Here is a 12150-nt window from a genome sequence, read left to right as displayed (position 1 = left end):
GTAAAGTATTTCCCGGTATTGCGTTCTCTCAGATCGAAGGTAAGCGCCGCCCGGCCGCGCGCGCGCAGCGACACGGGCGTGTCGCCCCATTCCCGCCGAAAGCCGTCAGCCGACGACCGCGACGTCCGGCGAGGTCACATCGATCGACGACGCCTCGGGGTTCGCGGTGAGCGCCGCCGACAGCGCGAGCGCCTTCAAACCCGACTCCTCCGAACTCCCCCACACGACCGTGAGGCCGGTGCTGAGGGTGAGCGTCACATCGTCCGCGGTCGACGCCCTCACCTCCGTCAGCGCCGTGCGGATCCCCTCCGGCAGTGCACGCACCACCAGGCCGGCGCTGCGGAACGCGGCCGAATCCACCCCGCCCTCGGTCTCCACGAGCGGCTGACCCGCGGGCTGCTCCGCCGTCGTTGACAGCGCCACACCCGCCGCATCCACCAGCGTGTAGCCCGCCGACGACGAGATCACCCCGATGGGCGTCCGCTCGACGATGCGCACGGTCAGGTCGTGCGGAGGGCGCGCCTCCAGGGAGTACGTCTCGATCAGCGGGAACGCCAGGAGAGCGGCCTTCACCTCACTCGTGTCCACGAGCGCGAGGGGGGTGCCGACCTGGTCGCTCAGCGCCGCCTCGATCACGGCAGGATCGATCGTCGTCGCCCCCGCGACCGTGATCCGCTCGACCGCGAACAGCGGGCTGTACGCCGCCGCGACGCTCCCGCCCACCAGCAGCACGAGGGCACCCAGGCTGCTGAGCCAGACGATCCGGCGCCGACGTGACCGCTGCGTGAAGCGGCGGATCTCCGCGCGCAGCGCCTTGCGACGAGCGCGAGCCGCCCGCCACACCTCCCTCGTCGACGTGGGACGCTCCGCGTCGTCATCCTGCACGGCCTCGCCCGCAGGCTCGTCGACGAGCGGGATCGGCGGCTCCGGATCACGGCGACGCGCACGCGCAGTCCGTTCCGGCGCGGCGGGCGCCTGCTCCGGGGCATCCGGAGCGCTCGGAAGCGGTGCGGGCCGGCGCATGCGCTACGCCCCGTCGGTCCGACGCAGCGACTCCAGCACCTGCGGGATGATCTGGTAAACGTTGCCGCAGCCGAGCGTGACGACCACGTCGCCCGCGCGCGCGACCGAGGCCGTGTAGTCGGCGGCCTGCTGCCAGTCCGCCACGAAGTGCACGCGCGAGGGGTCGTGGAACGCACCGCTCACGAGTTCACCGGTGACACCGGGAACCGGATCCTCCCTGGCGCCGTAGACGTCGAGCATCACGGTGTGGTCGGCCAGGCGCTCGAGCACATCGGCGAACTCCTGATACATGTGCTGCGTGCGGGAGTACGTGTGCGGCTGCTGGATCGCGATCAGTCGGCCGTCGCCGGCGAGAGTGCGCATCGCCTCCAGCGCCGCCCTGACCTCGGTCGGGTGATGCGAGTAGTCGTCGTACACCGTGACGCCGCGCTCTTCCCCGTGGCGTTCGAGCCGACGCACGGTCCCCGCGAAGCCCTCCATCGCGTGCACCGCCTCGGCGAACGGAAAGCCGAGCGCGACGAGCACCGCGACGGCACCGGTCGCATTGATCGCGTTGTGGGCCCCAGGGACGGCGAGCTGCATGCGCACCTGCTCCCCCGCGTACACCAGAGTCGCCGCGACCGGTCCGTCCGTGACGATGTCGGTCAGGCGCACATCCGCGTCCTCCGCCTCACCGAACGTGAGCACGTGGGGGTGGGACAGCCCCGCCCCGACCCGCAGCGCACCGGGGTCGTCGCTGGAGATCACGACGGCTTCCGAGGCCGCGTCGGCGAACCGCACGAACGCGTCGTGGAAGGCCTCGTCCGACCCGTAGTGGTCCAGGTGATCGGGGTCGACGTTCGTGATGAGCGCGACCGCGGTGTCGTACAGCAGGAACGTGCCGTCCGACTCGTCGGCCTCGATCACGAACAGGTCACCGCTTCCCGTGGCGCTGGACACTCCGAGCTGCTCGATCACGCCGCCGTTGACGAAGTGCGGTTCCGCCCCGAGCTCGCGCAGCGCGGTCACGATCATCCCGGTCGAGGTGGTCTTGCCGTGGGCCCCCGCGACCGACACCAGACGTCGCGATCCGATCAGCCAGTGCAGCGCCTGCGAGCGGTGGATGACGTGGAGACCGCGCTCCTTCGCCGTCACGAACTCCGGGTTCTCCGGCCAGATGGCACCGGTGTGCACCACGGTGTCGGCGTCGCCCAGGTGCGCGGCGTCGTGACCGACGTGCACGGTCGCGCCCGCGGCGGCCAGGGCACGCAGGTTGTCACTGTCGGCGCGGTCGCTTCCGGACACCCGGATGCCGGCGTCGAGGAACATCTTGGCGAGCCCGCTCATGCCGGAGCCGCCGATGCCGATGAAGTGCGCGGAGGTGATCGTCTCGGGAAGGGGGAGGGAGAGGTCGGGTCTGATCATGTCCGCTTCAGTCTACTTTTCGTTCCGGTCGGGACGCCGGAGTCACGCCGCACCGAGGGCACGGTCGATCAGCTGGATCACGTTCTCCGTACCGTTCCTGGTACCGACGTTCTCCGCGGCCGCCGCCATGCGCGCGATACGCTCGGGATCGCCGAGCAGGGGCACGACGAGCCGCCGCACCGCGTCGCCGTCGAAGGTGGCGTCGTCGAGCAGCTCGGCTGCTCCCGCTGCCACCGCCGAGCCGGCGTTGAGCCGCTGCTCGCCGTTGCCCACCGAGTACGGGACGTAGAGCGCGGGAATGCCCAGAGCACTGACCTCGCTCACGGTGGCCGAACCCGACCGCGACACGATCAGATCGGCCAGCGCGAACGCGAGGTCCATGCGGTCCACGTAGCGGCGCATCGTATAGCCAGGCACGCGGGGATCCTCGAGGTCGCTGCGCTCCCCCGTCACGTGCAGCAGCTGCCACCCGGCGTCGAGGATGTCGCGCCAGGAATCGGCGATCGCGTCGTTCAGCCGCTGGGCTCCGAGGGAACCGCCGAACACGAGCAGGACGGGTCGTGCGGGGTCGAGGCCGAAGTGCTCCGCCGCCTCGGCACGCGTCGCGGCACGGTCGAGCGCGATCACCTCACGTCGCAGCGGCATGCCGACGACCTCGCCACGGCGAAGCGGTGTGCCCTCGAACGCGACGCCCACCCCTGCGGCAGCCCGGGCGCCGAGCACATTCGCGAGACCCGGCTTGGCGTTCGCCTCGTGCACCACGAACGGCACCCGTTCGCGGCGCGCCGCCACGTACGCGGGAGCCGAGGCATACCCGCCGAAGCCGACCACCACGTCGATGCGGTGACGGCGGATGTGCTGACGCACCTGAGCGATCGCACGACGGAAGCGACCGGGAAACGCCGCTGCCTGCGCGTTCGGACGCCGCGGGAACGGCACCTTGTCGACGATCAGCAGCTCGTACCCGCGCTCCGGCACCAGCCGCGACTCCAGGCCTTCGGCCGTCCCGAGCACCAGGACCGTGGCCTCGGGGTCACGCTCGCGCAACGCATCGGCGACCGCGAGCAGCGGGTTGACATGGCCGGCGGTGCCACCGCCGGCGAGAAGATACGAGGTCACCGAGCGACCCTACCCCGCGCACCTGACTGCTTCTCAGAGACGGGGATCGTCCGGGCGAAGGCGAGCAGCACACCGCAGGCCACGAGCACCGCGAACAGCGCCGTCCCGCCCTGCGACATGAACGGCAGCGGCACGCCCATCACGGGGAAGACACCGATCACCACACCGATGTTCAGCACCGCCTGGCCCACGATCCACACCGTGATGCCGCCCGCGGCGACCCGGATGAAGGGGTCCGGCGTCTTGCGGATGATGTGGAACGCGCCGACCGTGAAGAACGTGAACAGCGCCAGCACCACGATGCAGCCGATCAGGCCGAGCTCCTCGCCGACGATCGCGAAGATGAAGTCGTTGCCCGCGGCGGGCAGCCAGCCGTACTTCTCCTGCGAGTTGCCCAGGCCGAGCCCGAAGATGCCGCCAGAGGCCATGCCCCAGATGCCATGGATCGACTGGTAGCAGTCGGTGTAGTAGAGCGCCATGTCGTCGCACGTCGCGGTGATGCGCCGCATCCGATCCTCGCTGGACAGTGCGTACGCGAGCACCGCGACCACGCCGAGGATCATCGGGATGATGAAGAGCCGGAGCTTGACGCCCGAGAAGAACAGACAGCCGAGCAGGATCAGGACCATCACCATCGCGGTGCCCAGGTCTTTGCCCGCCAGCACGGTCCCGATCGCGAGAGCGCCCACCGGCACGACCGGGATGAACACGTGGTGCCAGGTGCCCAGCATGGTCTGCTTGCGCAGTAGCACCGCGGCGATCCACAGGGCCAGCGCGAGCTTGAGGAACTCGGACGGCTGCATCTGGAACCCGGCGATCTGGATCCAGTTCCGGTTGCCGCCGTCCGCGATGCCCAGAGGCGTGAACACCAGCAGCTGCAGGGCAACCGCCCCGAACAGCGCGGGCCAGGCCATGCGCTTCAGGAAGGCGATCGGCAGACGGCTGATGAGGAACATCAGCGGGATGCCCAGCAGGGCGAAGACGCCCTGGCGCAGCACGCCGTCCATCGGGTTCTGGTCGTTCGCGACGGCGGTCGCGCTGGTGGCCGACAGCACCATCACCAGGCCGAAGATCGTGAGGAGCAGCGCGGTCGACGCGATCAGGAGGAACTCGGTCGACACCGGCGTGAACCGGCGCCCCAGAGACACCCGGGCCGCGAGGCCGCCCGACTCAGAGCGCGGAGGGCGAGCCACCTGCGTCATCGGCGCTCCCCCGCTCGATCCACTCACGTACCGCCTCGGCGAAGCGGCGGCCACGTTCCGCATAGCCGGAGAACTGGTCGAAGGACGCCGCGGCCGGGGCCAACAGCACGGTGCCCCCGTCTTCGACGATCCCCGCGGCGATCTCCACCACGCGGTTCATGACCTGTCCAGTGTCGCCAGCGTCGACCTCGAACACCGGCACCGCCGGCGCGTGTCGCCCGAATGCCGCCACGACATCGCCGCGCTCCACACCGATCACGACCGCCGCGCGGGCGGACGCCCCGGCATCGGCCACGAGCTCGGAGATGTCCACACCCTTCAGATCACCGCCAACGACCCACACCGCTCCGGGGTACGCCCGCAGCGAGGAGGCTGCCGCGTGCGGGTTCGTCGCCTTGGAGTCGTCGACCCAGGTGATGCCGGCGTGGCGCGCGACCACCTGGATGCGGTGAGCGTCGAGGTGGAAGCCCTGCAGGGCCGAGTGGATCGCCTCCGGCTCGACGCCGAGCGACCGGGCGAGTGCGCTGGCGGCGAGGATGTTCTGCACGATGTGCGGCGCCGAGAGTCCAGCGGACTCGAGCTCGGCGACGGTGGTGAGCTCGAGGGCGCTGCGGGCGCGGTCGTCGAGGAATGCCCGGTCGACGAGCAGCCCCTCCACCACGCCGAGGTCGCTCGGGCCGGGGATGCCCAGGTCGAAGCCGATAGCGCGGGCGCCATCGACGACCTCGGCCTCCTCGACCATGCGGCGCGTGGCCACGTCGGCCTTGTTGTAGACGCAGGCCACGCGCGTGTTGCGATACACCAGGGCCTTCGCGTCGCGGTAGGCCTCCGCGCTGCCGTGCCACACGAGGTGATCGTCGGCGAGGTTCAGACATACGGCGGAGTACGGGAACAGCTCCCCCTCCGGCTGCGACAGCCCGAGGTACCAGAGCTGATGACTCGACAGCTCCACCACGAGCACGTCGAAGCCGGCCGGGTCGCGCACCGCGTCGAGCACGGGCACCCCGATGTTGCCGCACGGGGCCGCACGCAGGCCGCCCTCTACCAGCAGCGTCGCGGTGAGCTGCGTGGTCGTGGTCTTGCCGTTGGTGCCGGTGATGAGCACCCAGTCGGCCGGGGTCCCGTCGGCGCGGAGCACCTTGTCCCGCACCCGCCACGCGAGCTCGACGTCCCCCCAGAGCGCGATGCCGGCGTCCTGCGCCCAGCGGATCACGGGGTGCGACGGCGAGAAGCCCGGCGACGCGATCACCACCTCCGGCTCGAACGCGCGCAGGGCCTCCGGCACCTCGGCGAGCGACCCCAGCTCGAGGGTCGCGCCGATCACGGGCAGCAGGCGCGCGTACTCCTCGTCCGCCGACTCGCTGAGCACGAGCACTTCGGCGCCCAGTTCCGCCAGGGTGTCCGCGACCGAGAAGCCGGTCATCGACAGTCCGAGCACGGCGACACGCAGCCCCGACCAGTCCGCGTTCCAGCTGGTCAGTCCGGCCAGACGCTCAGCCGACACGGGTCAGCCACTCCACGTAGAACAGTCCGATCGCCGAGACCGCGAGCAGGCCGGCGATGATCCACATGCGCACGACGATCGTGACCTCCGACCAGCCGCGCATCTCGAGGTGGTGGTGGAACGGGCTCATGAGGAACAGTCGCTTGCCGCGCGTGACCTTGAAGTACGCCCGCTGCAGGATGACCGAGCCGGACGAGAGGACGAAGACGCCCGCGATCACGAGGAGCAGCAGCTCGGTGCGCGTCAGGATCGCCATCGCGGTCACGACGCCGCCGATCGCCATCGAGCCCACGTCGCCCATGAACACCTTCGCCTTCGGGGCGTTCCACCACAGGAAGCCGATGAGGCTCGCGGCGAACGAGGCCGAGATGATCGCCAGGTTGAAGGGGTCGCGCACCTCGTAGCATCCGCCGAGCGCGCCGGGGTCGCCGCCGATGCAGGGCTGCTTGAACTGCCAGAAGGCGATCACGCTGTAGGCGCCGACGACGAGCACGCCGGCACCGGCCGCGAGCCCGTCGAGGCCGTCGGTGAGGTTGACGCTGTTGGACGTGGCCACGCCGATGATCGCGATCCACGCCAGGTACAGGATCCAGCCGAGGACCACACCGAAGGCGAAGAGGTTGAGCCACGTGATGTCGCGGAACAGCGAGATCGAAGCGCTCGCGGGTGTCTGACCCCAGCGGTTCGGGAAGTTCAACGCCACGATGCCGAACGGGATGACGACCAGGAGCTGGCCGATCACCTTCCGCCACCCGGAGAGGCCGAGGCTGCGCTGGCTGCGCACCTTCATGTAGTCGTCGATAAAGCCCACCGCGCCGAAGCCCACCATGAGCCAGATCACCAGGATCGCGGACAGCGCTGGTGTCTCCCCGCTCACCAGGACGCCCGTGAAGTAGCCGACGATGGAGCCGAGGATGAAGATCACGCCGCCCATGGTCGGTGTTCCGCGCTTGGCCTCGTGGCTGGGGTTGTGCACGGACTCGGGGGTGCGGATGACCTGCCCCCAGCCCCACTTCCGGAAGAGCCGGAGGAAGACGGGGGTCAGGAACAGGGTGAAGGCGAGCGAGATCGCCGCCGCCATGATGAGTGACCTCACGAGAACAATTCTCCCAGACGATCGCCGAGATGCCGCAGGCCCACGGAGTTGGATGACTTCACCAGCACGCGGTCGCCGTCGCGCAGCTCCGTGCGCAGGTACTCGAACGCCGCATCCTGGTCGGGCAGATGCACGGCCTCGCTGTCCCAGGAGCCTTCGCCGACCGCGGCCAGGTAGAGGCGGCGCGCCTCAGGGCCCACCACCACGATGCGGCGGATGTTGAGACGCACCGCGAGCAGGCCGATGCGGTCGTGCTCCTCGCCCGCGCTGTCGCCCAGCTCACTCATGGCCCCCAGGACGGCGACCGTGCGCTCGTCCGGGCCGGTGATCTGCGCGAGCGTGCGCAGAGCGGCGGCCATCGAGTCGGGGCTCGCGTTGTAGGCGTCGTTGATGATGCGCACGCGATCGTTGCCCATCGGCTGCATGCGCCAGCGCTCGGCGATCTCGACGGTCTCCAGGCGGGCGATCGCGTCGGCCGGAGCCACGCCGAGCTGCACGGCCGCGGTGAGGGCGGCCAGCGCGTTGGTCACGTGGTGAGCGCCGAGCACGCGGAGCCGCAGCGGGCGGCGCTCCCCCGCGACCTCGATCGTGCAGGTCGTCCCGGAGGCGGACACGACGATGTCGTGGGCGCGAACCTCGGCCGCGTCGGACTGACCGAAGCCGACGACGCGAAGGCCGCGGTGCTCGGCGAGCTCGCGCATCGCCCACACCCGGGGGTCGTCCGCGTTGAGCACGGCGGTGCCCGGAACCCGCGCCGCCGACACGAGCTCGGACTTCGCCTTGGCCGTGGCCTCGATGCCGCCGAAGCCGCCCGCGTGCGCGAGTCCGACCATGAGCACGACGACGAGGTCGGGTTCGACGAGTCCGGCGAGGCGGGCGATGCTCCCCGGGCCGGCCGCCCCGAACTCGCTCACGAGGTACCGGGTGTCGTGGGTCACGCGGAGCATCGTGACGGGGGCACCGACCTCGTTGTTGAAGGAGTTGATCGGGGCGACGGTCTCCCCCTCGTCGGCGAGGATGCGTGCGAGGAAGTTCTTGGTCGTGGTCTTGCCGTTGGACCCGGTGATGCCGACGATACGCAGCCCCCCACCCGCGCGCACGCGGCCCACGACCTCGCGCGCCAGCTCGCCGAGGGCGACCACGGCGTCGGAGACGACGATCTGGCTGACGGGCACGTCGACCGGATGCTCCACGATCGCGAGCACGGCCCCGGCCTCAACCGCCGCACCGACGAAACGGTGTCCATCGGTCTCCGCGCCGGGCTTCGCCACGAAGATCGATCCCGGCCGCATGGTGCGCGAGTCGGTGTCGACCAGGCCGTCGACGACGGTCTCGGGGGTGTGCTCTCCGGCCACACGCAGATCACCGCCGACAGCGGCGGTGATCTCAGCGAGCGTCAGGGCGATCATGTCATCTCCATGCGCGGCTCTCGCCGACTATCCGAACTTGGGGAGGAGCGCGTCCATCGGGACAGAGGACGGCATCACGCGATAGGTCTTCATCACCTGCGTCATCGCCTTCTGGAAGGCGGATGCGGTGGCCGCGGACGATACAACCTTAGTCGGCTCGTCGAGAGTGACCACGACGACGTACTGCGGATCGTCGACCGGAGCGAAGCCCACCATGCTCGTGTAGTACACGCCGGCCTTGTATCCGCCGTTGCCGTCGGAGACCTGTGCGGTACCCGTCTTGCTCGTCACGCGGTAGCCGGGAACCTGGATGCGATCGGCGTTGCCGCCCTGGACCGCGACGTTCTCGAGCATGCGGGTGAGGTCGGCCGCGGTCTGCGGTGCGACGATCTGCTCGTGCTCGGGCTTCTTCACCTCGGAGACCGTGCCGTCCGCACCGGTGCAGGACTCGACCAGCGACAGGTCGATCTTCTCGCCGCCGTTCGCGATCGCCTGGTATGCGCCGGCGAGCTGCGGCGCGGTGACCGTGAAGTACTGGCCGAACGTGGTCGTGTACAGCGACTGGCTGTCCCAGTCGGAGACGGGGTGCAGCAGACCGGACACCTCGGACGGGAAGTCGAGCGTCTTCTGGCCGACGCCGAACCGCTGCAGGTAGTCGTAGCGCACTTCGGGCGACACCATGGTGCCGAACTTGGACAGTGCGACGTTCGACGAGTCGATCAGGCCGCCCGCGAGCGTGTAGTTGTAGGCCGGGTGTGAGAAGGCGTCGTTGATGACGGCACCGTTCGGGAACGTCTCGCGCGACGAGGCGGTCACCGTGCTCAGGGGCGTGAGACCCGCGCCCTCGATCGCGGCCGCGGCGGTGATCGCCTTGAACGTGGATCCCGGCTCGAAGTCTCGGTGGAAGATCTGGCTGTAGCGCGTCTCGGGCGTGGAGGAGTCGAGGTCGTTGGGGTCCATCGCCGGCCACTCGGCCGCAGCGCGGATCTTGCCCGTCGCCACCTCGACGACCGTCACGGTGCCGCCCTTGGCGCCCTGCTTCTGCGCCTCCTCGCCGATCATCTGCTGGAGGTACCACTGCAGGTCGCTGTTGATCGTGAGCTGCACGGTGCCGCCGTCCACGGCGTCGACGACCTTCTCGCTGCCCGGGATGACGACGCCGTCCTTGCCCTTGCGGTAGGTCTCCTCACCGTCGACCGGCGCGAGGCACGTCTCCTCGAGCTGCTCGACGCCGGCCTTCGCCTCCCCCGTGTTGTCGAGGAAGCCGAGGATGTTCCCGGCGACCGCACCGTTCGGGTAGACCCGCGTCTCCCGCGGCTTGAGCGACAGGTAGGAGCCGATGCCGAGGTCGCGCAGAGCGATGTACTGCTCAGTGTTCAGGCCCTTCTTGAGCGGCGCGTACTGGCTGTTCGGGTTCTCGGCGAGGGCGTTGGAGACCAGCGCCCGCACCTCCTCGCCGGTCTGACCGGTGATCGCGGCGATCTTGTCCGAGGCCTCGGCCCACGGCAGCTTCGGGTTCTTCTCCTCGACGAGCATGATCACCTGCGGGCTCAGCTGGGCGTCGTAGACCATGACGCTCGATGCGAGCACGGTGCCCCCGGAGTCGACGATCGAGCCGCGCTGGCCGGGGATGGCGGAACCCGCCCCGATGTGCTCGAGCGACTGCGAGACGTGCTCATCGGCGCTCACGACCTGGATGTCGACGAGGCGGACGACGAACGCCACCAGGACCGAGAGGATGACCGCCAGAGCGACGACAGTGCGTCGCCGCGGTCCGCGCGTGGCTCGTGTCGTCATGGGATCTCTCCGTGGTCGTTGCGATCAGTGGGTGGTGGGGCTGGGGAGGCCGTCGGTGATGGCCGGCGGAAGATCCTGCGCGGGCGGCGCGACGCCGTCCTCGCCCTGCGCGGTCTGCTCCGCGGGCGGCGCGTTCTCGGTGATCAGCACGTTCCCGACGGCCGCCGCCCCGTTCGGGTCGACGGTCGAGGTCCAGTCGGCTCCCGACCCCGTGCCGAAGACCGCGCCGTCGCTGAGCCGGAGGTACGAGGGGGAACCGGCGACGACCATCCCGAGCGCGGCCGCGCTGCTGGCGAGCACCTGCGGCGAGCTCAGGCCGGTGAGCTCCTCCTGCAGGGCGTGCGTGTGCAGATCCAGCTCCCGCTGCTGGGACGACAGGCCCGCGAGGGTGAACGAGTCCTGCGTGATCGCGAGGGACAATCCGACCTGCGCCGCGCCGATGGCGAGGGCGCCGGCCAGGGCCACGAGCGCATAGGCCAGCTTCGGCTTGCGGCGGACCGCGGGGGTGGTGACCGGCTGCAGTCGCCGCTTCGGTGCGCGCTGCGGCGCCTCGGAGGGCAGCGGACGGGCCGCCGTGCGTACTGCGTTCATGCTCATGCGCTCTCCCGCACCTTCTCAGCGGCGCGCAGGCGCACCGGGATCGCCCGCGGGTTGCGGGCGCGCTCTTCGTCGTCGGCGAGCTCCGCGCCCTTGGTCAGGATGCGGAAGCGGGGGGCGTGCTCCGGGAGCTCGACCGGCAGCCCCGCCGGGGCCGTGGACGCGGACGCGGCCGCGAACGCCTGCTTGACCAGGCGGTCTTCCAGCGACTGGTACGACATCACGACGATGCGCCCGCCGACGGCGAGGGCGTCCATCGCGGCCGGGATCGCGTCGGCGAGCACGTTCAGCTCCGCATTGACCTCGATGCGCAGCGCCTGGAACACCCGCTTGGCGGGGTGTCCAGCGCGCTGGGCGGCCGCGGGCGTGGCAGCGACGAGGATGTCGACGAGTTCGCCCGACCGCAGGATCGGCTGCTTCTGCCGTGCCTCGATGATGAATCGGGCGTAGCGGCCCGCGAGCTTCTCCTCGCCGTAGCGCTCGAAGATGCGCCGCAGGTTGCCCTCGCTGTAGGTGGCGATGACGTCGGCGGCGGTGACGCCCTTCGTCTGGTCCATCCGCATGTCCAGAGGAGCATCCTTGGCGTACGCGAAACCGCGCTCGGCCTCGTCGAGTTGCAGCGAGGAGACCCCGAGGTCGAACAGGATGCCCGCGGCGCCCTGAGCGTGCAGGCCGATCTCGTCGTAGACGGCGTGCACCAGGGTGAGGCGATCGCGGAACCGGGCGAGCCGCTCCCCCGCGATCCGCAGCGCGTCGGTGTCACGGTCGAGCCCGATCAGGCGGATGCCGGGGAACCGCTCGAGCAGCGCCTCGGAGTGTCCCCCCATGCCGAGGGTTGCGTCGACCAGCACGGCGCCGTCCTCCTGCAGGGCGGGCGCGAGCAGCTCGACGCAGCGGTCGAGCAGGACGGGGGTGTGGATGTCGCGGAGGCTCATGATCTCTCTCGGGTCCGACCTTCGGCTCTGATCCCCCTCCGCTTCGCGACCCGGCACCGGGGAA

General features: G+C 70.2%; 10 protein-coding genes. All 10 read right to left on the bottom strand.

Going from position 1 to position 12150, the window contains the following annotated elements:
- Positions 1-105: 105 nt before the first annotated feature.
- From ACWGQ1_RS12905 to rsmH, 10 genes are read right to left on the bottom strand one after another with little or no spacing between them, the layout of a single operon-like run.
- A complete protein-coding gene (locus ACWGQ1_RS12905; RefSeq protein ID WP_136031326.1) occupies positions 106-1023 on the bottom strand; it encodes an FtsQ-type POTRA domain-containing protein in 918 nt (305 codons plus the stop codon).
- Positions 1024-1026: 3 nt separating this feature from the next.
- The gene (murC, locus tag ACWGQ1_RS12900; protein ID WP_452313086.1) at positions 1027-2427 is read right to left on the bottom strand and encodes a UDP-N-acetylmuramate--L-alanine ligase; all 1401 of its coding nucleotides are present in this window, start codon (positions 2425-2427) and stop codon (positions 1027-1029) included.
- 42 nt (positions 2428-2469) lie between these two features.
- The gene (locus tag ACWGQ1_RS12895; RefSeq protein ID WP_136037290.1) at positions 2470-3546 is read right to left on the bottom strand and encodes a UDP-N-acetylglucosamine--N-acetylmuramyl-(pentapeptide) pyrophosphoryl-undecaprenol N-acetylglucosamine transferase; all 1077 of its coding nucleotides are present in this window, start codon (positions 3544-3546) and stop codon (positions 2470-2472) included.
- Positions 3543-4748, bottom strand: a complete 1206-nt coding sequence (gene ftsW / locus ACWGQ1_RS12890) for a putative lipid II flippase FtsW (protein ID WP_136031320.1) — start codon at positions 4746-4748, stop codon at positions 3543-3545. Before ftsW ends, ACWGQ1_RS12895 begins: the two co-directional genes overlap by 4 nt.
- A complete protein-coding gene (gene murD / locus ACWGQ1_RS12885) occupies positions 4717-6252 on the bottom strand; it encodes a UDP-N-acetylmuramoyl-L-alanine--D-glutamate ligase (RefSeq protein ID WP_452313085.1) in 1536 nt (511 codons plus the stop codon). Before murD ends, ftsW begins: the two co-directional genes overlap by 32 nt.
- Positions 6242-7348, bottom strand: a complete 1107-nt coding sequence (mraY, locus tag ACWGQ1_RS12880) for a phospho-N-acetylmuramoyl-pentapeptide-transferase (protein WP_136031316.1) — start codon at positions 7346-7348, stop codon at positions 6242-6244. The genes murD and mraY overlap by 11 nt, the downstream gene beginning before the upstream one ends.
- On the bottom strand, positions 7345-8757 hold the full coding sequence (locus ACWGQ1_RS12875) for a UDP-N-acetylmuramoyl-tripeptide--D-alanyl-D-alanine ligase (RefSeq protein WP_136037288.1): 1413 nt from the start codon (positions 8755-8757) through the stop codon (positions 7345-7347). The genes mraY and ACWGQ1_RS12875 overlap by 4 nt, the downstream gene beginning before the upstream one ends.
- Positions 8758-8784: 27 nt before the next feature.
- Positions 8785-10554, bottom strand: coding sequence for a peptidoglycan D,D-transpeptidase FtsI family protein (locus ACWGQ1_RS12870; protein ID WP_136031312.1), 1770 nt, complete (start codon positions 10552-10554; stop codon positions 8785-8787).
- Positions 10555-10578: 24 nt separating this feature from the next.
- The gene (locus tag ACWGQ1_RS12865; protein ID WP_136031310.1) at positions 10579-11151 is read right to left on the bottom strand and encodes a hypothetical protein; all 573 of its coding nucleotides are present in this window, start codon (positions 11149-11151) and stop codon (positions 10579-10581) included.
- Positions 11148-12086, bottom strand: a complete 939-nt coding sequence (rsmH, locus tag ACWGQ1_RS12860) for a 16S rRNA (cytosine(1402)-N(4))-methyltransferase RsmH (RefSeq protein ID WP_136031308.1) — start codon at positions 12084-12086, stop codon at positions 11148-11150. Before rsmH ends, ACWGQ1_RS12865 begins: the two co-directional genes overlap by 4 nt.
- Positions 12087-12150 lie beyond the last annotated feature (64 nt).

Source organism: Microbacterium sp. NPDC055599 (genome assembly GCF_053618975.1).
The sequence above is the reverse complement of the archived record's forward strand: the minus strand, read 5'-3'. Positions and strand labels throughout refer to the sequence as shown.